The organism is Pseudomonas sp. ADAK2 TE3594, from assembly GCF_053628675.1.
The window spans coordinates 2318745-2339952 of the sequence record NZ_JBRJGV010000001.1 but is presented as its reverse complement, the minus strand read 5'-3'; the positions used below and the strand labels follow the sequence as shown (position 1 = coordinate 2339952).

Annotated in this window: 20 protein-coding genes; 14 read left to right on the top strand and 6 right to left on the bottom strand. The window is 58.6% G+C overall.

Going from position 1 to position 21208, the window contains the following annotated elements:
• Position 1: 1 nt before the first annotated feature.
• Both AB7M22_RS10665 and AB7M22_RS10660 read right to left on the bottom strand, forming a co-directional pair.
• Positions 2-433, bottom strand: a complete 432-nt coding sequence (locus AB7M22_RS10665; protein WP_454186237.1) for a DUF1294 domain-containing protein — start codon at positions 431-433, stop codon at positions 2-4.
• Positions 430-1260 carry an undecaprenyl-diphosphate phosphatase gene (locus tag AB7M22_RS10660; RefSeq protein ID WP_454186236.1) on the bottom strand — a complete coding sequence of 277 codons (831 nt, stop codon included), beginning with the start codon at positions 1258-1260 and terminating at the stop codon, positions 430-432. The genes AB7M22_RS10665 and AB7M22_RS10660 overlap by 4 nt, the downstream gene beginning before the upstream one ends.
• Positions 1261-1554: 294 nt before the next feature.
• Between AB7M22_RS10660 and AB7M22_RS10655 the strand changes: the two genes are divergently transcribed.
• From AB7M22_RS10655 to AB7M22_RS10615, 9 genes are all read left to right on the top strand, one after another.
• Positions 1555-3189, top strand: coding sequence for a methyl-accepting chemotaxis protein (locus tag AB7M22_RS10655; RefSeq protein WP_454186235.1), 1635 nt, complete (start codon positions 1555-1557; stop codon positions 3187-3189).
• Positions 3190-3420: 231 nt separating this feature from the next.
• Entirely contained in the window at positions 3421-3984 is a 564-nt protein-coding gene (gene pnuC, locus AB7M22_RS10650; RefSeq protein ID WP_454186234.1) for a nicotinamide riboside transporter PnuC, read from the top strand.
• The gene (locus AB7M22_RS10645) at positions 3981-4505 is read left to right on the top strand and encodes an AAA family ATPase (RefSeq protein WP_454186233.1); all 525 of its coding nucleotides are present in this window, start codon (positions 3981-3983) and stop codon (positions 4503-4505) included. The genes pnuC and AB7M22_RS10645 overlap by 4 nt, the downstream gene beginning before the upstream one ends.
• Positions 4506-5000: 495 nt before the next feature.
• Entirely contained in the window at positions 5001-5438 is a 438-nt protein-coding gene (locus tag AB7M22_RS10640; protein WP_008010796.1) for a hypothetical protein, read from the top strand.
• A 1-nt stretch (position 5439) separates the two neighbouring features.
• Complete coding sequence (locus AB7M22_RS10635) at positions 5440-6012, top strand: adhesin (protein WP_454186232.1); 573 nt, start codon at positions 5440-5442, stop codon at positions 6010-6012.
• A gap of 51 nt (positions 6013-6063) precedes the next feature.
• Complete coding sequence (locus AB7M22_RS10630; RefSeq protein ID WP_454186231.1) at positions 6064-7353, top strand: heme utilization protein; 1290 nt, start codon at positions 6064-6066, stop codon at positions 7351-7353.
• A gap of 62 nt (positions 7354-7415) precedes the next feature.
• On the top strand, positions 7416-8096 hold the full coding sequence (locus AB7M22_RS10625; RefSeq protein WP_454186230.1) for a C39 family peptidase: 681 nt from the start codon (positions 7416-7418) through the stop codon (positions 8094-8096).
• A gap of 32 nt (positions 8097-8128) precedes the next feature.
• Positions 8129-8866, top strand: coding sequence for a hypothetical protein (locus AB7M22_RS10620; protein WP_454186229.1), 738 nt, complete (start codon positions 8129-8131; stop codon positions 8864-8866).
• Between the two features lie 46 nt (positions 8867-8912).
• Positions 8913-10193, top strand: coding sequence for a hypothetical protein (locus tag AB7M22_RS10615; protein WP_454186228.1), 1281 nt, complete (start codon positions 8913-8915; stop codon positions 10191-10193).
• A 68-nt stretch (positions 10194-10261) separates the two neighbouring features.
• On the opposite strand, the gene AB7M22_RS10610 is transcribed toward AB7M22_RS10615, so the two are convergent.
• Positions 10262-11587 (bottom strand): sigma 54-interacting transcriptional regulator, encoded by a 1326-nt coding sequence (locus AB7M22_RS10610; RefSeq protein WP_454186227.1) that lies wholly within the window; start codon positions 11585-11587, stop codon positions 10262-10264.
• A gap of 343 nt (positions 11588-11930) precedes the next feature.
• Between AB7M22_RS10610 and AB7M22_RS10605 the strand changes: the two genes are divergently transcribed.
• From AB7M22_RS10605 to nhaB, 3 genes are all read left to right on the top strand, one after another.
• Positions 11931-12194: a hypothetical protein gene (locus AB7M22_RS10605; RefSeq protein ID WP_007897359.1), complete on the top strand. Its 264-nt coding sequence runs from the start codon at positions 11931-11933 to the stop codon at positions 12192-12194.
• Positions 12195-12478: 284 nt separating this feature from the next.
• Positions 12479-13768: a hypothetical protein gene (locus AB7M22_RS10600; RefSeq protein WP_454186226.1), complete on the top strand. Its 1290-nt coding sequence runs from the start codon at positions 12479-12481 to the stop codon at positions 13766-13768.
• A gap of 78 nt (positions 13769-13846) precedes the next feature.
• Positions 13847-15349 (top strand): sodium/proton antiporter NhaB, encoded by a 1503-nt coding sequence (nhaB, locus tag AB7M22_RS10595; RefSeq protein ID WP_008010781.1) that lies wholly within the window; start codon positions 13847-13849, stop codon positions 15347-15349.
• 109 nt (positions 15350-15458) lie between these two features.
• Here nhaB and AB7M22_RS10590 read toward each other — a convergent pair whose 3' ends face one another.
• From AB7M22_RS10590 to gnd, 3 genes are read right to left on the bottom strand one after another with little or no spacing between them, the layout of a single operon-like run.
• Positions 15459-16283, bottom strand: a complete 825-nt coding sequence (locus AB7M22_RS10590; RefSeq protein ID WP_008010780.1) for a Cof-type HAD-IIB family hydrolase — start codon at positions 16281-16283, stop codon at positions 15459-15461.
• Positions 16280-17803: a glucose-6-phosphate dehydrogenase gene (gene zwf, locus AB7M22_RS10585; protein WP_454186225.1), complete on the bottom strand. Its 1524-nt coding sequence runs from the start codon at positions 17801-17803 to the stop codon at positions 16280-16282. The genes AB7M22_RS10590 and zwf overlap by 4 nt, the downstream gene beginning before the upstream one ends.
• On the bottom strand, positions 17800-18780 hold the full coding sequence (gnd, locus tag AB7M22_RS10580; RefSeq protein WP_454186224.1) for a phosphogluconate dehydrogenase (NAD(+)-dependent, decarboxylating): 981 nt from the start codon (positions 18778-18780) through the stop codon (positions 17800-17802). The genes zwf and gnd overlap by 4 nt, the downstream gene beginning before the upstream one ends.
• Before the next feature lie 272 nt (positions 18781-19052).
• Between gnd and AB7M22_RS10575 the strand changes: the two genes are divergently transcribed.
• Both AB7M22_RS10575 and AB7M22_RS10570 read left to right on the top strand, forming a co-directional pair.
• On the top strand, positions 19053-19235 hold the full coding sequence (locus AB7M22_RS10575; RefSeq protein ID WP_007897365.1) for a DUF6026 family protein: 183 nt from the start codon (positions 19053-19055) through the stop codon (positions 19233-19235).
• A gap of 198 nt (positions 19236-19433) precedes the next feature.
• Positions 19434-21179 carry a phosphoethanolamine transferase CptA gene (locus AB7M22_RS10570; RefSeq protein WP_454186223.1) on the top strand — a complete coding sequence of 582 codons (1746 nt, stop codon included), beginning with the start codon at positions 19434-19436 and terminating at the stop codon, positions 21177-21179.
• The last annotated feature ends 29 nt before the right edge of the window (positions 21180-21208 follow it).

Below are 21208 nucleotides of genomic sequence, written 5' to 3'. Positions count from 1 at the left end.
TTTAAAACAACGCAAACAGGTTAGCGCCCAGAAACAGCTGGTCGATCCAGAACACCTGATGCATCAGCACGATGAGCCAGAACACCAGTTGAAACGAGACTTTGCGGGTCTTGTGCCGAAACACTTGCTGGGCCAGCAAGGCGCCCGGCCAACCACCCGCCAGTTCCACCGCGTGCAAGACGTTCTCCGGCGTACGCCAGCTGTCGGCGCGGGCCTTGTGCTTGTCGCTCCAGTACAGGAAAAACGCCAGCACGCTGACGATGCCGTAGGCCGCCAGGGGAATCACCGACACCCCGTGCAGCCATAGCGACACCGAGCCAAACAACGGCACTGCGCACAGCACAACGAATACCAGCAGTTTCAGCCGCAGGTTCTGCATGGCGCCCCCGGGCTTGCGTCCGGGGTTATTGTTGCGCGCACCGGAATCGCTCATGGCTTGGCCGCTGTCCAGTCGACCCAGCCGAATTGCCAAGTGGCCAGGATCACCAGACCGAACGCGATGCGATACCAGGCGAACGCCGCGTAGCTGTGGCTGGCGATGAACTTGAGCAAGCCCCGCACGGCGATCATCGCAAAGATGAACGCCGTGACGAAGCCAATGGCGAACACCGGAAAATCAGCCGGCACGAACAGGTCGCGGTATTTGTAGCCCGAGTACACTGCCGCGCCGACCATGGTCGGCATGGCGAGGAAGAACGAGAACTCGGTGGCCGTCTTGCGCGACAGCCCGAACAGCAAACCGCCAATGATGGTCGAGCCGGAACGCGAGGTTCCGGGGATCATCGCCAGGCATTGGGCAAAGCCGACTTTCAAGGCATCTTTCCAGGTGATGTCGTCGACGCTTTCAGCATGCACTTCATGCTGACGGCGTTCAGCCCACAACATGATGATCCCGCCCACGACCAATGCGGTGGCCACGGTAATCGGGTTGAACAGGTACTTGTGAATCAAGTCGGCGAAAATCACCCCCAATACCACGGCCGGCAGGAAGGCGATCAACAGGTTCGCGGTAAAGCGTCGAGCGCTGGGCTGCGTCGGCAAACCGATGGCCACGTCGAAGATCTTGCGACGAAACTCCCAGACCACCGCCAGGATCGCCCCGAGCTGAATGATGATGTTGAAGGCCATGGCCCGCTCGCCCCCAAAGTTGAGCAAGTCCGCCACAATGATCTGGTGCCCGGTACTGGAAATGGGCAAGAACTCCGTCAGCCCTTCTACAACGCCTAAAATCAATGCCTGAAAGGCCGTCCAAAGATCCATCAATCCCCCAAGAAGCAATACCCCCAGGCATGCTCCGTTAATAATTTGTAAAGCGTTAAACGCAATCAGCCTTGGCTGAAGCCCCGCGCGCGCAATATCCACACAAAACCGTAAAAACTTCGTGAAAAATCAACCTGGACTCAGGTTTTTCCGTGCGGGGCCGAAATCCTATCAGACACGCCTCATTTACGCTGCCGCGTAATAGGACCTGAGTCGCATAGGCCCGATCGGCAAAGTGTGGTTGGATGCTGGCGATCGTTTATGACAAGAACAAGAAAACGGAGTAACAGCGTTATGAACAGCTTGCGCAGTGTGTCGATCAGCCGACGCTTGTGGCTCATCTTGATCGTGGCCGTGGTGATGCTGTTGACGTTGGGCGTGTTGATGCTCAAGCAGATTCACGACGATCTCTATCAGGCCAAGGCCCAAAAGACCCAGCACGTGGTGCAGACCGCCAGTGGCATCCTCACCTACTATCAAGGCCTGGAAACTGCCGGCACCCTCACCCGCGACGCCGCGCAAAAGCAGGCACTGACCGCCGTGCGCGGTTTGCGCTACGACCAGAATGACTATTTCTGGATCAATGATCTGACGCCCGTCATGGTCATGCACCCGACCAATCCGAAACTTGAAGGCCAGAACCTTTCAACGATTCGCGACCCCGACGGTTTCGCGCTGTTCAACGAGATGGTCGCCATCGCCAAGGCCAAGGGTGCCGGCATGGTCGATTACCGCTGGCCGAAACCGGGCGCCAGCGCGCCGGTGGAAAAAACCTCCTACGTGAAACTGTTCGAGCCTTGGGGTTGGGTGATCGGTTCGGGCGTGTACATCGATGACATGCAGGCCGAGTTTTATGTACAGGTCTGGAAGGCGTCTTTCGTGGGCCTGGTGATTGCCCTGATCATGGCGTTGCTGGTGATCATGATTGCCCGCAGCATCGTGCGCCCGCTCCAGGAAACCGTGAACGCCATGGCCAACATCGCCAGCGGTGAAAGCGACCTGACCCGCAGCCTCGATACCCACGGCCAGGACGAAGTCACGCAATTGGCCCGGCACTTCAACGCCTTCACCGCGAAACTGCGCCTGGTGATCAGTCAGTTGCAGGTATCCGCCGGCGCGCTGGGCCAGTCTTCCCGCGAACTGGGCAACGATGCCGAGCAAGCCCAGCAACGCAGCCAGCAGCAGTCGCAACAGATGGAACTGGTGGCGACCGCGATCAACGAAGTGACCTACGGCGTGCAGGACGTGGCCAAGAACGCCGAACACGCGGCCAGCGAAATGCGCAATGCCGAATCTGAGGCGCAGCAGGGACAGGTCAATATCGATGGCAGCTTGCAGCAGATCGACAAGCTGTCTGCGACCATCGATCAAGCTGTTGAAGTGATTCGTACGCTGGCCGCCGAAAGCACGCAAATCGGCAGCGTTCTGGAAGTGATCCGCTCCATCGCCGAGCAAACCAACCTGCTGGCTCTCAACGCCGCCATCGAAGCCGCTCGGGCCGGCGAGCAAGGTCGCGGGTTTGCGGTGGTTGCCGATGAAGTACGCCTGTTGGCCCAGCGCACTCAAAAGTCGACGGCGGAAATCCAGTCGATGATCGAACGCCTGCAAAGCCATTCCGAAGCAGCGGTCAAGGTGATTGGCGACAGCAGCCGTGCATCGCAACTGACCATCGAGCAGGCCGGTCTGGCCGGCGCCAGCCTGAATGCCATCGGCCAGGCCTTGCGCAACCTCAACGGGTTGAACGCCTCGATTGCCAGTGCGACGTTGCAGCAGGCCCACGTGGTGGAAGACATCAATCAGAACGTCACCCAGGCAGCCGGGTGGTCCCACAGCACGGCACTGGCGGCCGAACAGTCGAGCGTGGCCAGCGTTCACCTCAAGGAACTGAGCGAACAGTTGAACGGGTTGCTCAAGCAGTTTCGGGTGTAACTGCGCCCCGGCATTCCCGCTATCCCCTGTGGGAGCGGGCTTGCCCGCGATGGCGGCGGCACAGTCAATATCGATGCCACCTGACACACCGCTTTCGCGGGCAAGCCCGCTCCCACAGGAATTGCGTTTGATTGACTGGCATTGGCAAGCCCCCGTCCCCACAACAAGCCCCACTCCCCACAATCCGGGTACAATTCGCCCCCCTCATTTTTACGACACCAAGGAACCTCCATGTCCGGGCTTGAACTGTTTGCTGCCGCCCTCGGCGTGATTGCCGTCTGGTTGACGGTCAAACAGAACCCCTGGTGCTGGCCGATCGGCCTGGTCATGGTGTTGTTGTATAGCTGGATCTTTTTCGAGGTGAAGCTGTACTCGGACATGCTGCTGCAAGTGATCTACGCCGCGTTGCAGCTCTACGGCTGGTGGCAGTGGACTCGCTCGGGGGTGACTCATAGTGGGCGGCAGGTCAGCCTGCTCGATGGCAAATCCACCGCGCTCGGCTTGGCCGTCGGCACGCTCGGCAGTTTGCTGCTGGGGGCCGCAATGGCTAATTGGACCGATGCCGCCCAACCCTGGCTCGATGCGGCGTTGACCGGTTTCAGCCTGGTGGCGCAGTTATGGATGGCGCAAAAACGTTTGCAATGCTGGCCGCTGTGGATCGCGCTGGACATCATCTTTGTTGGCCTGTTCATCTATAAAGCGCTGTACCTGACCGCCGGCCTCTATGGGGTATTCGCACTGCTGGCGGTGCACGGCTGGCGGACATGGCGCGCCGACCCGGCGTTGCGCACATGAAAGTACTGGTACTCACGGGGCCTGAATCCAGCGGCAAGAGCTGGCTCGCCGCCGAACTGCAAGAGCAATTCGGCGGTGCTCTGGTGGGCGAATACGTGCGCTGGTTCATTGAGCAGAAGGCGCGCGACACGTGCCCGGCCGATATCCCCGAAATCGCTCGCGGCCAGCTGCAATGGGAGGATGACGCCCGCGCCCTCGGGCCGCAGCTGCTGATTCTCGACACTCACTTGCTGAGCAACATGCTCTGGAGCCAGACCCTGTTTGGCGATTGCCCTGCCTGGATCGAGCAGGCGCTGCGGGCTCGGCACTATGACTTGCACTTGCTGCTGTCTCCCGAGCAGGTCGACTGGACGGACGATGGCCAGCGTTGCCAGCCGGAACTGGATGAACGCCGGGCTTTTTTCGACGCGACCCTGGCATGGCTGGAACAGCATCGACAGCCTGTTCAAGTGCTTCAGGGCGATTGGGCCGAACGCCGGCTTCAGGCATTGCAAGCGGTCACGCAGCTGCTCGGGCACTGACCTTCCCTATTTGGGCCAACACCAAAATCCCTGTGGGAGCGGGCTTGCCCGCGATAGCGGTGTATCAGGCAAAATCAATGTTGACTGTGCCGCTGCCTTCGCGGGCAAGCCCGCTCCCACATTGGATTGCGCGGAACTGATGGGCACTGGTCAAATACTCCTGCATTTGTTGCAGTATTTTTGCAAAATACGTCCGCTTCTGAAACACCCCATCCCTCTCGAACAGCCTGTTTCAACACTGGTCATCGTCTTGTCATGCGATGTGTTAGAGCGCTGATACATCCCGCGCAAAGCTTGGATCCAGTGCTATTGCGATCTCTTATCAATATTGCCGGCCCGGCGGTTGTCTCAGACCTGAAACACCCTTTCATCGATCCACTAGCGTTGACCGATAACCCTCTGAATTAAAACAACAATCAAAAACCGGCACAGCTTTCGCTCACTCCTTCCACAACGCTGACCAGGACCAGCCACAACAAAGAAGGAATTGCCGCCGTGGGGAAATTTGATAGAAGCATCTACAGCCTCCTGCTGATCGGATGCGCACTGGGTTCAAGTGTCTGCCTGCCCGTACAGGCTGATAACGGCCTCATCATTATCAAACGAGATGTCCAGCCGCGCATGGCAACGCGTGCGCCGGTGATGCCCGACCCTGGCCCCACGACCGCCAATGCCAACCCGTCCAAACAAGTCCTCAGACAAACGGACGAGTTGAGCGACGGCGACTTTGCCAGCGTCGCCAGTGGTGCAGGCATCTCCCGCCTGGTCACTCAAAACACCAACAACCTGGGTGGCAATCTCACCAACCAGACCCAGCTTTCCAACCTCCCCGCTGGACGTTCGGGAAATTCGGGCAACGGTATTGCCAACATGGTCAATTCAAACATCCAGCAAGGCCTGGGTGCTCTGAGAGTCGTAACGGGAGACCGTTAAGATGAATCGTACGCTGCTGCTGATCGCCATGTTTTGCAGTGCATCGACCTTTGCCCAATCGCCCGTCATCAATAACGCCGACATCGACGGTTCGGGCATGCAGCACCAGGGCGTCCTCTCGGTCAACCAGGCGGCAGGCGATCAGCAGCAACAGGCCAACGCCCGCGCCATCGCCATTGGCAACAACGCCAGTGCTACCACACAGATTCGCCAACGGCTGCGTACGCAGGTCGACCCCAGGATCGATGCCCGATCCAGCATTCAAGGCGACTCCTTCAGCCACGGCAACGGCGTACTGGGCGTCAACCAGAGCGCGGGCGCGAGCAACCAGCAAGCCAACGCCCTGCGGATAAGCGTCAGTACACAGCCGCAAAGTATCGACGACAGCGTCCTCATGCAGCAGAACGTGACGCTGATCACCAACTCCGATCCAACTGACTCTGCACCAGGCTATCGCCAGGTCGCTACCAGCGATCAGGCCTTCACCGGTAGCCGTGGGGTGATCCAGTTGAATCAGAGCGCCGGGGTGGGAAACCGAACGGCCAACACCCTGAGCGTACGGGTCTCGGATTGACCCAAACAGGTAGAAACAACACTTAACCTAAAATAAGTACGGAGAATCACCATGAAACCTTCGATGGCACTAAAGCCTCTGGTTTTCGCAATTGCTGCGGTCATGGCTGTTGCTGTACAAGCGAACGATTGGCGTGACAATGACCACCACCATGGTCATAAACCCCCTCCTCCAACAAAGATCCCTGTCTATGCGACAGCCAATGCGTGGGATAACCAGAGCAGTACCGGCAACCGCATCCGTAACGAGGGGACGGTCAACGAAGCCGAGATGAGCAGCTCCGCCACAGGCGCCAGCGGCAACGTCGGTGTCAACGTGGCTGCCGGTAACGGCAACCAACAAGACAACGCGTCCGCCATCGCCAATGCTGCCTCAAACTCCAGCCAGGACAACAGCTTCGTGTTCGGCACTGCCGAAGCCACCGCCGACGTCACGCAATACAGCAACAACAACAGGGTCAACAACTTCGGCAGCACAGCCTCTGCCGTGATGGGCGGCTCGGGTAATGGTGGCAGCGGTAACATGGGTATCAACATTGCGGGTGGCGACCTTAACCAGCAGAAAAACACCATGGCCATTGCCAACACCAATGCTCCGCTCGGTAACGCAACAGCCACCGCCTCTGCCGATCAACAGGGTCCTGGCCTGGTCGTAAATAACAACGCCGATCGGACGTACCGCCAGGATACGTTCACATTTACCAGAACGGCCAGCGGTAGCTCCTCTCGCGACAAGTCATCCGATGTGAGCGTTGATAAAAGCGCTTCTTCGAGCTTTGACGTGAGCGGTTCCAGGAGCTCCGCGGCGAGTGGTTCCAGGAGCTCTGATTCGAGCGGCTCCAGGAGCTCGGATAGCAGCTCTACTCGCAGTGCGTCTTTGAACGTAGCCGTGGACGCTGCTGCGAATGCCACCAGGACCGTTACTCGGGATGATGGCCGTCGCGAACGCACCCGCACCGATACTTTCGATGGATCGCTTACCGCATCGATCGATGCATCCCTTGACGCATCGCGCGATAGATCGAGCAATTCCTCGTTCGAAAGATCGTACGATAAATCGTGGGACAGATCGTCCGACTCCTCGTTCGAAAAATCGGGCAGTAAAGAGTCCGAATCTTCGTACGACAAATCGAAAACTTTCAGTGAAAGCAGCTCTTTTGATTTGAGCAACACCTATTCCTATCAAGTGCTGACTCCAACTGGCTGGGCAAACCCTGTGACCAACACTGCAACCCTGAGCGGTTCGGTGAATGGTGGCAGTGGCAACCTCGGCGTCAACGTAGCTGCCGGTGTGGGTAACCAACAAAGCAACTCGCTGGCCATTTCCAACAACTCGTTCTAATTGCTGTCTCTGGAGGCCCCCTTACGGGGGCCTGTTTCAACACACCCAGAAGGCGTCCCACCATGCGCATTATCGCCTTGGCATTTTTGCTTTACGTGGCCAGTGTGAGCGAGGCTGCACAAATGCCGCTTTCCGTCCTGCCGGGCGGCGCGGTGGTGTATAAGCCGATCCAGAGCATGCGCGAGCGTAAATTTGCCGACCTGGTGCAACAGAAAACCGACTTCAGTTGCGGCGCAGCTGCGCTGGCAACCATATTGCGCCAGGCCTATTGGCTGGACGTGAATGAAGAACAGATCATCGAAGGCATGCTGGCCCACTCCGATCAAGATCTTGTCCGCGTCCAGGGCTTCTCCATGCTCGACATGAAGCGTTACGTGGAAAGTATCGGCATGCGGGCCCGTGGCTACCGGGTAGCGCCGCAAACGTTGAGCGAAATCAGAATTCCGGTTGTGGTACTCCTGGATATCCGTGGCTACAAACATTTTGTGGTCATGCAAAAAGTCCATGAGGGCTGGGTCTATATCGGAGATCCGGTACTCGGTCATAAACGCTACAAAGTCGACGACTTTGTAAAAGGCTGGAACGGCATCATCTTTGCCGTGATCGGTCAGGGCTACGACAAAACCAATGCGTTGCTCGACCCGCCCTTGCCACTGACCGCCAAGAACCGCATCAACGCCTTCACCCCGGTGCGAGACGCAGAGTTAATGGATTTCGGATTCATCCAAAGCGACTTCTTCTAATGACAAGGAGCACGACGCTCCGGGAGCATCCAATGAAGACTCCACTCTGGCTAGCCATGGTTTGCCTGGCCGCCAGCCTGCCGACCCAGGCACAGACGTTCAAACCCATTGAACTGAAGGATCAGGAATTGGCGACCCTGCGAGGCCGCTATGTCATGCCGGGACGGATCATCAGTTTCGGCATCGTCATGACCAGCACTTGGCAAAATGCCAACGGTGAAGTGATCGGGGCAACTTCCTCGATGCAGATTCAACAATCGACCATCAAGCCACAGTTCTATGTGTCGATTATCAACGAAAAAGGTAATGGCTCAGCGCATTCGCAAGGCACCGGTACCGTCACTGGCGGTAGCGGCCTCAACAGCACCGAAGGCGTCACTCAAGTCGTGCGTGCTGCCGGCGACCATAACACTGCCTACAACAACGTTGATATCAACGTCACAAAGGCTAGCCAAGCGCCAGCAACGCAACAGCAGGGCCAAGCATTGGCCGCAGGCTCGACGTTGGTCGGCGCCAATGGCGCGGGCTCGCTGAGTGTTTCCTCGACCGGTACGGGTGTGCAACTCAACATTGTCGCCAACAACAACCAGGGCAGTACCGTACAACGCCTGGCCCAGGGTGGGCTGATGCAGAATACGACGTTGCTCGGCGGTGGCAACCAGGTCAGCAACCTCACATCCTTCAATGTCGTGCTGCGTGACAACGCGACAGCCGGGTCGCTGAATGGCAACCTGGACCAACTCAAAGGTCTTCGCGCTCAAGGATTCTGATCTACGCTCAGTGTCACCCGATGTAGTCAGAAGGGACGGCTAACCCATGCACCGATCGTTGACGTTTAGAGCAATCGTTTGTTTGAGTAGCCTGGCCCCGGCCACACTGCTGTACGCAGCACCGGACCCCCAGGTCGAAGCACTAAAACAAGAACTCATGGAGTTGAAACAGCGTTACGAAGCACAACAGAACGCGCTGATGGTACTCGAGCAACGCGTTCGCCAAGTCGAAGAAGCACCTGCGACACCCGCTCCCAAACGCCTGACCAAATCCCCTGCGGAAACGCCCAGGAGTGGCCAGACGGTGGCTGCCGGTGCGCCGGGAACCACAGGCAGTTCATACGGCCAATCGCTCAAGGATGATTCGGCGCCTGCGCAAAGCGTTTCCAACCTGTATGACGAAGCCAGCGGCTTCTTCGGTGGCGGCAAGTTCAGCGTCGAAACCGGCCTGACCTACACGCACTACGATACCCGTGCATTGGTACTCAACGGCTTCCTGGCACTGGACGCGATTTTCCTCGGCAATATCAACCTCGACCGTATCAAGGCGGATAACTGGACCCTGGACCTGACCGCCCGCTACAACGTGGCCCAACGTTGGCAGTTCGACATCAACGTCCCCGTGGTGTATCGCGAATCAACGTATTCCTCCGGTGGCGCCGGAGGTGCAGGCCCGGTGACGTCGGACGCAACCGTGACCCGCGACCCGACCATCGGCGATGTGAACTTTGGCGTTGCCTACAAGTTTCTGGATGAGTCGGCCAATCTGCCCGACGCGGTCGTTACACTGCGCGTCAAGGCGCCGACCGGTAAGGACCCTTACGGCATCAAGCTGGTCAATGACCCGAACAACGACAACCTCTCGGTACCCGAGGACTTGCCGACCGGCAATGGTGTCTGGTCGATCACCCCGGGTATCTCACTGGTCAAGAGCTTCGACCCGGCCGTGCTGTTCGGCAGCCTGGCCTACACCTACAACATGGAAGACTCTTTCAGCGACATCAGCCCTCAGGTCAACTCCAAGGTGCCCGGCGATGTGAAACTGGGCGATTCCTGGCAGGTCGGCGCCGGCATTGCATTCGCCTTGAACGAGAAGATGAGTATGTCGTTTTCGTTCACCGATCAGTTCGCCCGCAAGAGCAAGATCAAGCCGGATGGTGGCGATTGGCAATCGATTTCCAACAGCGATTACAACTCGGCCAACTTCAACATCGGTATGACCCTGGCAGCAACCGATAACCTGACGATCGTTCCCAACCTGTCCATCGGACTGACCGACGACTCGCCAGACTTTTCCTTCAGCCTGAAATTCCCGTACTACTTCTAACCGTTTCACCCCCATGGAAAAGGCCCGCTGCGATGGAAGTCGCAGCGGGCCTTTTCGTTTCACCCGCCCTAGCGGATTTGGTGCTTATGCAGCAATCGGTAAAAAGTCGGCCGCGACACCCCCAGAACTCTGGCGGCGACACTCAGGTTATCGCTGTGCCGGTTCAACACATCGCACAACGCCTGACGCTCGGCGCGGGTCTTGTAGTCTTCAAGGGTGCCCATCGGCGAAGCGGTGGCGTGTTGACTGATCAACCCCAGGTCTCGCGCCTCGATCTGCCGTCCTTCGGCCAGAACCAGCCCGCGCCGTACCCGGTTGGCTAACTCGCGGACATTGCCCGGCCAATCGTGCTTGCCCATGGCGATCAGCGCGTCCTCGCTGAAGCTGCGAGGGCGACGGCCGGTTTCCTGGCTGTAGAAATGGGAAAAGTGGTTGGCCAGCATCGAGAGATCGCCATGGCGTTCACGCAGCGGCACGGTAATGACTTGCAAGACATTCAAACGGTAATACAGATCTTCGCGAAAGAGTTTCTTCTCAATGGCCGCTTCAAGGTCGACGTGCGTCGCCGCCAATACCCGCACATCCACCGGAATAGGCTGGTGCCCCCCTACACGTTCAATGTGTTTTTCCTGCAGGAAACGCAGCAGATTGGCTTGCAGTTCCAGGGGGAGATCACCGATTTCATCGAGAAACAACGTTCCGCCGTTGGCCGCCTCGATCCGCCCGACCTTGCGCTGATGAGCGCCGGTAAAGGCACCCTTCTCATGGCCAAACAGTTCGGACTGGATCAAGTGTTCGGGAATCGCGCCGCAGTTGATCGCCACGAACGGTTTGCTGCGACGCTGGGATTCTCGATGCAGGGTGCGGGCGACCAATTCCTTGCCGGTGCCGCTTTCGCCGCGAATCAGCACCGGAGATTCGGTGGGTGCCAGTTTGCTCAGCAGTTTGCGCAGTTCGCGAATCGGTTTGCTGTCGCCAAGCAGTTCATGTTCAGGCTGATCGATATGAACCGTGCCCTGGCCGCGCAGGCGCGCCATGCCGAACGCGCGACCCAGGGTGACTTGAACCCGTGAGACATCGAACGGCAGGGTATGGAAGTCAAAAAACCATTCGCAGACGAAGTCCCCGACATTTTGCAATCGCAGGACTTCTTGATTAAGCACCGCAATCCACTCGGTACCGCTACGGGTGATCAATTCCTTGACGGCTTCCGGGCGCTCCAGATGAAAGGGCTGCAAACGCAACAAGCCGACATCGCAGGTTCGTTCGTTGGCGTTTTCCAGGGTACAGCTGTCAACATCCCAACCCACGGCGCGTAAACCCGGCAACAAACGGTGACAGTCGTCGCAAGGATCCACTACTAAAAGACGTCGTAAGGCAGGCGCTTCGATCATGACTGTTCCTTGACGCCAAATTTTAGGAAATATTATTAAAAACAGTCATTTGGCGGGCTTCGTTGTAACACTAGCAAGATTTTGACGCAGGCTTGTATCGATTGCTTATAGGGCAGTTTGCTTATTAGTTATAAGAAGTCACTTGATTAGTTGCCTAACGAGTTGAACCTTTCATTCAGCTTTCAGAAACGGCCTGAATACCGAATCCAATAAAGAAAGTTGAAAATTCTTTTGATTCTGTGTGACCCAACCCCCGGTTGCGGACATCAGTACAAGTAACCAGCCGAACGGTAAGCCCAACCGACGGCACATCACTTGATTGGGCATACAGCGAGAAGATCCCATGAACGCCCCGCTCCGTATCAACGAAGCACTTTTGATTGCCGACCGCGCCTTCCAGCCCTTTCAATGCGTGGCCTGGGCTCTACAAGACGGTAGCGAACTAAGCCTGGCCATCATTGATCGCACCAACACGCGCATCAGCCGCAAACAGATTCCAAGCAGCGCCTACTCCGATCCCGCGCAACTTGAACATGTGCTGGAAGAAGCCCGTGCCGAGTTGAGCCAGGAAGGTTACAAGCTGCAATCGTGGTCCATGCCGCACTAATTGTTTTCGCGGATTACCGCTCGGTAATCCGCACCCCCACTTCCTCTTAGTTGACGATTTTTTTCGGTCAGCCGCGTGACACCACTCCCCTGTTTCAACTTCTAACCTGCCCGATTACTTGGCAGGCTTGGCAATGGTTCGAAAAGACATTGTTCTGGCACAAAACGCCCCTCCACCGGCTCATGAAGACAGTTGTGCGCCGAGTCATTCAGGGATTGAATGATTTGCTCATGCAGTCACCGTCCGGGCACCCGGATAAGGACGACTGGCAAGGAGATGCATGCATGTCACCCCAGCCTGCTTTTGCCTTACCTGCAACCGTGAATGGCGCCGAACGGCTCGATACGAGTTTCGCTGGCACCGGCAAGACTCAAGTGTATTTCGCCAGCAGTCTCTCCAGCATGGCCAATGACGTTGCGATTGATCACGTCGGCCGGTTGTTGGTGGCGGCAAAGGTCGGTACGCCGGGCGGCCAGCGCTTTGGCCTGGCCCGCCTGCTTGCAGAGGGTTCGGCGGATCTGGCATTCGGCAAACAAGGCAGCATCAGCGGGCAGTTCGCACACGGCTTCGAGGCCATGGCTGGCAAGGTGCGGGTATTGGCCGACGGGCACATTCTGGTGGCCGGCCTGCACTACGAAAATGCACACCGCACGCTGCCCGCCCTGGCGATGTTTGATCAGCAGGGCTGCCCGGCTCAGGGTTTCGGCGACAATGGACGTTGCGTGGTGCGCCTGCCGGGAGATCTTTCCCGGGGCGCTCGCGACGCCTGGTTACCGCCCGGCGTGCCGAGCGCCGAAGCCTGTGATGTCTGTGTGCAGGACGACGGTCGAATCCTGCTGCTGGCCAATCATTACTTCGAACCGACCGATCACGTCGGCATGCTGATACGGCTCAATACCGACGGTTCTCTGGACAGCAGCTTCAACGGCCGCGGCTTCGTCATGGTTCGGCACTTGTTGATGAACACCCGGCTCAGCAGCCTGATGGTGCAGCGCGATGGCCGGATCCTGGTGAGCGGATCAATCAATTTTCCCGAGGAAGGCCTGCTGGCGCGTTATCACCCGGATGGCCGACTGGACGACAGCTTCGCCGTGGATGGTTTCATGACCTTCAAGGCACGGGAGAACAGCGCTCAGGTCTGCCAGATCGTCCAGCATGAAAGTGGTGACTTGCATTGTTTTGGCAGCAGTCGCGACCCGATGCTCTGCCTGTCTCTGAAAATCCACAGTAATGGCCGACCCGATATTCATTGCAACGGTGGCCAGCCAAAGCTATTGGGCGTCGACCGCAGCGGCTGCCACTGGACCGCCGCCGGGGTTCAGTCGGACGGATCTGTGCTGACAGTCGGAGCGACGGTCGGCGGGGTCGAAGCCGATTTCATTTTTGCCCGATATTTACCCAGTGGGCAGCTGGATCGCAGTTTTGCCAAGGGCATCGGCTGGTGTCGCACCCACCTGAGTCGCGGCTCGCATACCGCTACTTCATTGGCCATTCAGGCCGACGGATGCATGGTCATAGGCGGCTATTCACTGGACGGAAACCGCCGCGCGGTCGTCGCGCGTTTTCGGTGTTAGGCCAACGTCATTTTCCTGCACTTGATCTTCCCTTCCTCTTACGGCAAGTTGCGCGCTTCTTAATACAAGGAGTAGCCGATGTCCGGCTCAATGGCCCAGGCCTTCGCGCACAATTTTCTCGGGCACTCACCCCGCTGGTACAAGGCAAGCATTGTCGGCTTCCTGATTCTCAACGCCCTGGTGCTATGGACGGTCGGTCCGGTGGCGGCCGGCTGGCTGTTGGTGCTGGAGTTCATTTTCACCCTGGCCATGGCGCTGAAATGTTACCCGCTGATGCCCGGTGGGCTGCTGCTGGTCGAAGCGCTGCTGCTGAAAATGACCACGCCCCAGGCACTCTACGACGAGTTGGTGCATAACTTCCCGGTGATCCTGCTGCTGATGTTCATGGTGGCGGGCATCTATTTCATGAAAGACCTGCTGCTGTTTCTGTTCTCGCGCTTGCTGCTGGGGGTTCGCTCCAAGGCACTGCTGGCGTTGATGTTCTGCTTCCTGTCGGCGTTTCTGTCGGCGTTTCTCGATGCGTTGACCGTGACCGCGGTGATCATCAGCGCGGCCGTGGGGTTTTATTCGGTGTATCACCGCGTCGCCTCGGGCAACGATCCGCGTCAGGACAGTGAGTTCAGCGATGACCGGCACTTGCCCACGCTCCACCATGCCGACCTCGAACAGTTCCGCGCTTTCCTGCGTAGCTTGCTGATGCACGGCGCGGTCGGCACGGCGTTGGGTGGCGTGTGCACGCTGGTCGGCGAGCCGCAGAACCTGCTGATCGGCCATGAGATGGGCTGGCACTTCGCCGAGTTCTTTCTGAAGATCGCCCCAGTGTCGTTGCCGGTGCTGGCAGCCGGCCTGGTGACCTGTGTGCTGCTGGAGAAACTGCGCTGGTTCGGCTATGGCACGCTGCTGCCGGACAACGTGCGTACCGTGCTGGCCAACTACGCCGCCGAAGACAACGCCGAACGCACTTCACGTCAGCGCGCGGCGTTGCTGGTTCAAGGGGTGGCGGCGCTGATCCTGATTGCCGGGCTGGCGTTTCACGTCGCTGAAGTCGGCCTGATCGGTTTGATGGTGATCGTGCTGATCACCGCGTTCACGGGCATTACCGACGAGCATCGGATTGGCAACGCCTTCAAGGACGCCATGCCGTTCACGGCGCTGCTGGTGGTGTTTTTCGCAGTGGTGGCTGTGATTCACGATCAGCAACTGTTCACGCCGTTGATCCAGTGGGTGCTGGCGCTGCCGGCAGATCAACAGCCGGGCATGTTGTTTATTGCCAATGGCTTGCTGTCGGCCATTAGCGATAACGTGTTCGTAGCGACCATTTACATCACCGAAGTGAAGCAAGCGTTCATTTCCGGCCACATGAGCCGCGAGCACTTTGAAACCCTGGCGATTGCGATCAATACCGGCACCAACCTGCCGAGCGTGGCAACGCCCAATGGCCAGGCGGCGTTCCTGTTCCTGCTGACCTCGGCGATTGCACCGCTGATTCGCCTGTCGTATGGGCGGATGGTGTGGATGGCGTTGCCTTACACCGTGGTGATGGGCGTGTTGGGCTGGTATGCGGTGAGCTTTTGGCTTTGAGGTGGTAGGTCTGACGCCTTCGCGGGCAAGCCTCGCTCCTACGGGGTTGGCGTTGATCGTGCCCTCCCTTGTAGGAGCGAGGCTTGCCCGCGAAGAACGATAACGCGGCTCAGACCGAACTCAGGATAAACCGCTCGATCGCCTGGGCTGCGCCGTCTTCGGTATTGGCCCCGGTCACCACGTCGGCCTGACGCTTCACCGCCTCTTCCGCCTGCCCCATGGCGATCGACAACCCGGCCCGGTGAAACATCGCCGGGTCGTTGCCACCGTCACCCATGGCGGCGGTCTGCTCCAGCGGCACCCCGAGAAACTCGGCCAGTGTCGCCAATGCCTCGCCCTTGTTGGCTTTCATCGCCGTCACGTCCAGATAGATCGGTTGTGAACGCGAGACCTGCGCCTGCCCTTCGACCTTGGGCAGCAACTGCGCTTCCAGTTCGATCAACAGTTCGGTGTTGCTGCTGGCGGCGACGATTTTGTCGATACGTGCCATGCAAGGCTCGAAACTCTCGACCACCACCGGCGGATAACCCAGGCCGTGCTGCTCTCGCGGGACCATCGGGCCGTACTGATCCTTCAACAGCCAGTCGCCGCCACTGAATACCCAAACCTCAATGTCCGGCTGATCGGCAAACAGCGTCAGCGCCGTCAGCGCTGCCGTGGCCGGCAAATAATGCGCAACCAGCAAACTGCCGTCCGGATTTACGAGGGTGCCGCCATTGAAGGCTGCCGTCGGCAGATCGACCCCCAGGGCTTCGATCTGTTGCAACATGGCTTTGGGCGGACGCCCGGTGGCCAGGCTGAACAGCACGCCGGCCTCGCGCAAGGCACGGACTGCGTCGATCGTGCGCTGGCTGAGGCTGTGATCGGGAAGCAGTAAAGTGCCGTCCATGTCACTGAGCAGAAAACGGATGGGCTGTTGCGTTACGTCACTCATCCGACGCTGTGCCAGACGCGGCCGTCGCGGGTCAGCAGCTCGTCAGCGGCCTTTGGCCCATCTTCGCCCGCCGCATAGCTCTGCACTGTTGCGTCCTGCTGCCAGGCGTCGAGGAATGGCTGCACGGCGCGCCAGCCGTTCTCGATGTTGTCGGCGCGCTGGAACAGCGTCTGATCGCCGGTCAGGCAATCGTAGATCAACGTTTCATAGCCAGTGGACGGCTGCATTTCAAAGAAATCCTTGTAGGCAAAACCCAGCTCGATGTTGGCCATGTTCAACGCCGGCCCCGGCCGCTTGGCTAGCAGGTCGAACCACATGCCTTCGTTGGGCTGGATCTGGATCCGCAGATAGGTCGGCTGCAACTCATCGACCTCGGTGTCGCGAAACTGCGCATACGGCGCCGGCTTGAAGCAAATGACAATCTCGGTATCGCGCGCGCTCATGCGCTTGCCGGTGCGCAGGTAGAACGGCACGCCGACCCAGCGCCAGTTGTCGATCATCACTTTGAGCGCGACATAGGTTTCGGTCGTGCTGTCGGGCGCCACGTTGGTTTCCTGGCGATAACCAGGCAGCGAGTTGCCATCGATCTGGCCAGCAGTGTATTGGCCGCGCACCGAATTGGCTCGCGCTTCCTCGGTTGTCCAGGGGCGAATCGCCCCGACGACTTTGGCTTTTTCGCCGCGTACCGCATCGGCGCCAAACGCGGCCGGCGGTTCCATGGCCACCATCGCCAACAATTGGAACAGGTGATTGGGCACCATGTCCCGCAGGGCGCCGGTGACCTCATAAAAACTGCCACGGGTTTCCACGCCGACGGTTTCGGCGGCGGTGATTTGCACGTGGTCGATGTAATGGTTGTTCCAGAAGGCTTCGAACAGGCTGTTGGAGAACCGGCTGACCAGAATGTTCTGCACGGTTTCCTTGCCCAGATAGTGATCGATCCGGTAGATCTGCTTTTCCGTCATCACTTTGAGCAGGCACGCGTTCAAGGCTTCGGCGGTGTGCAAGTCGGAGCCGAAAGGTTTTTCGATCACCACCCTTCTGAACGCTTCAGGGGTTTCTTGCAACAATCCGGCAGCGCCGAGCCGCTGCACCACTTCGCTGAAAAAGCGTGGTGCGGTGGCCAGGTAGAAAATCGCATTGCCAGTGCCGCTGGCGGCAATTTTCGCCGCCAGCGCTTCATAAGTGCGCTCGTCGAGGAAGTCGCCCTGGACGTAGCTGATGTGCTCGGCCAGTTTGGCCCACAACGCCGGATCAAGGGCTTGATCGCCCTTGCCGACCTTGGCCGCCACTTCCGCCCGAATGAAATCTTCGAGTTTTTTGGCGAAGGCTTCGTCACTGATGGCGTTGTGATCAACGCCGATGATCCGCAGTCCATTTCCCAGCAAACCGTCGCGACTCAGGTTGTACAGCGCCGGCATCAGCAGGCGCTTGACCAGATCACCATGGGCACCGAACAGAAACAGCGTGGTCGGCGGTGCGGGTTCTGCCTTGGATTTCCTGCGGATCACATGGGTCATTTTTTCGAGGTCTCCACATGGCCGCCGAAGCCGAAGCGCTGGGCCGAGAGAATCTTGTCGCCAAAGGTGCCTTGCCCGCGCGAACGGTAGCGCGAGAACAGCGAGTTCGACAGCACCGGCACGGGCACTGATTGCTCCATGGCGGCTTCAATAGTCCAGCGACCTTCACCGCTGTCAGCCACCGAGCCTGAGTAACCGTCGAGTTTCGGGTCGCTGGCCAAGGCGTCGGCGGTCAGGTCGAGCAGCCAGGACGACACCACGCTGCCACGACGCCATACTTCGGCGATGTCAGCGACGTTCAGGTCAAAGCGCTGATCTTCCGGCAGGTTGGTACTGGCCTTGGTCTTGAGGATGTCGAAGCCTTCGGCGAAGGCCTGCATCATTCCGTACTCGATACCGTTGTGGATCATCTTCACAAAGTGCCCGGCACCAGCGGGGCCTGCGTGGATGTAACCGCGCTCGGCGCGATCGTCATCGGACTGGCGATCCTTGGTACGCGGGATGTCGCCCATGCCCGGGGCCAGGGATTCGAACAGCGGGTCGAGGCGCTTAACGGTCTGGGCATCGCCGCCGATCATCATGCAGTAGCCACGTTCCAGGCCCCAGACGCCACCGGAGGTGCCGACGTCGATGTAGTGCAGGCCTTTTTCCGACAAGGTTTTGGCGCGGCGGATGTCATCCTTATAGAAGGTGTTGCCGCCATCGATAATGGTATCGCCAGCGTCAAGCAAGGTGCTCAGGGTGTCGATGGTGTCTTCGGTGGGTGCGCCGGCGGGCAGCATGACCCACACTGCGCGCGGTTTGGCCAGGCCAGCGACCAGCGCTGGCAAGTCGGCAACACCGGTGGCGCCTTCTTCAGCCAGGGTGTCGACAAAGGCGCTATTGCGGTCGTAAACAACGGTGGTATGCCCGTTGAGCATCAGGCGTCGCGCAATATTGCCGCCCATGCGGCCCAGTCCAATAATCCCGAGTTGCATGTACTGATGCTCCCTACTACAAATAAAGTGTGTCAAAGGTTATAGCCCAACGCGACTAATGAGGGTTAGTCCAGAGCGCTGGCACATAGTTTCCGGGCATTGTGCCCGATCCAGACTGATAACGCCGGGAATCGTCCCGAAGACACAACGACCATGAAAAATAAAAAAGTTCCCTTCGGGGGCAAAAGAAACCAAAATTGGCGCCGATAGTAAGTCAGCACCCGAAATCGGGAGCGAACTTACAGTTGAGACAGCCATTTGCGAGGTGAGCAATGGGCACCGTACACACAGCACTGCCAGCACAAACCCTTTACGTAACGATCCGTCGCGATGAACTGCGCCAGCTCAAAGACGAGCGCGACCAGTTGAAGCGGGAAGTCGCGCAATTACGCCTGCTGACCCAAGGCAATCAGACTCAGCCCTTGCCCGTCACCCAACGCGCCCCTCACGCCTGACCCCCTCGTTTGACTCGGAAGCAGCCACCGCTGTTTCCGACTCGATGCAATTCTGCCAGCTCTGGCAACTCACAAAGTTTTCACACCTTCTTGTCGATACTCCGGCTCATTGTGGCCGCTCGGTATCCGCGCGGCGTTCGTTCGTCTGCGACAGGGAGAGTGCCGACGGCCGAAGTAATTATCAGGCTGGAGCGCTGAATGGCTTTGTTTAAACGCAGCAAAACGTCTGCGAAAGGTTTTGATTGGGCAGGATTTCTCTGGTTATTTCTGTTCTTCTGGTATTTTTCCGGCATCACCCAACTGCTGATTCAACTGACAGGCACTTCCGGTTTTACCGGGTTCCGCCAGGCCTTTGTGATGAGCGCCATCTGGCTCGCGCCGATGCTGCTGTTTCCCAAGCAAACACGGGTGATGGCCGCGCTGATCGGCGTGGTGCTGTGGGCCTGCTCGATGGCCAGCCTTGGTTATTTCTTCATCTATCAGCAGGAATTTTCCCAGAGCGTCATCTTCATCATGTTCGAATCGAACGTGTCTGAAGCCGGCGAGTACATGACCCAGTATTTTGCCTGGTGGATGGTGCCGGCTTTCCTCGCCCATACCGCGTTCGCGTATTTCCTGTGGACCCGCTTGCGTCCGGTACACCTGCCACGCGGCCAGGCGTTGGTCGCGGCGACGGCGATTCTGCTGGCCGTGGTCGGTTACCCGCTGATCAAGCAAACCGCGCGCACCGGCAACCTGGCGGGTGGCTTCGAGAAATTCGAAACCCGCATCGAGCCCGCCGTGCCTTGGCAGATGGCCGTGGCCTATCACCGCTACCTCGATACCCTGGCCGGCATGCAAGACATGCTTCACAGCGCCAGCAAAATTCCACCGCTCAAGAACCTCTCCGATTCGATGGCCAATCAGCCGGCGACCCTGGTGCTGGTGATCGGCGAGTCCACCAACCGTCAGCGCATGAGCCTGTACGGCTACCCTCGGCAAACCACGCCGGAGCTGGACAAGCTCAAGGATCAACTGGCGGTTTTCGATAACGTCATTACCCCACGCCCTTACACCATCGAGGCGTTGCAGCAGGTGCTGACGTTCGCCGACGAAGAAAACCCGGACCTGTACCTGTCGACACCCTCGTTGGTCAGCATGATGAAACAGGCGGGTTACAAGACTTTCTGGATCACCAACCAGCAGACCATGACCAAGCGCAACACCATGCTCACGACCTTCTCCGAGCAGGCCGACGAGCAGGTGTACCTGAACAACAACCGCAACCAGAACGCCGCTCAGTACGATGGCGATGTGATAGAGCCGTTCAACAAGGCGCTGGCCGATGCGGCACCACGCAAGCTGATCGTCGTGCATTTGCTCGGCACGCACATGAGCTATCAGTACCGTTACCCGCCGACGTTCAACAAGTTCACCGACCGCAAAGGTGTTCCGGATGGCGTGCGTGACGATCAGGTGCCGACATACAACAGCTATGACAACGCGGTGCTGTACAACGACTTCGTGGTGTCGAGCCTGATCAAGGACTACGCCAAGTCTGATCCGAACGGCTTCCTGCTGTACCTCTCCGACCATGGCGAAGACGTCTTCGACTCCACTGGCCATAACACCCTGGGCCGCAACGAGAACAAACCGACGGCACCGATGTACACCATTCCGTTCATGGCCTGGGCTTCGCCGAAATGGCGCGAAACCCATGACTGGAGTTTTGCTGGCGACTTGAGCCGGCCGTACAGCAGTTCGCAACTGATTCACACGTGGGCGGATCTGGCCGGCCTGAGTTTCGATGAACTCGACCGCAGCAAAAGCCTGGTCAGCGACAGCTTCAAGCCTCGGCCATTGATGATCGGCAACCCTTATGAGCGTCAGCAGCGGCCGTTGATCGACTTCAGCTTGATGAAGCCCAAGAACGCGCCGGCCACTCCGGCAGTCGTTCAGCAGTAATTCTTTTGTAGGAGCCAGGCTTGCCGGCG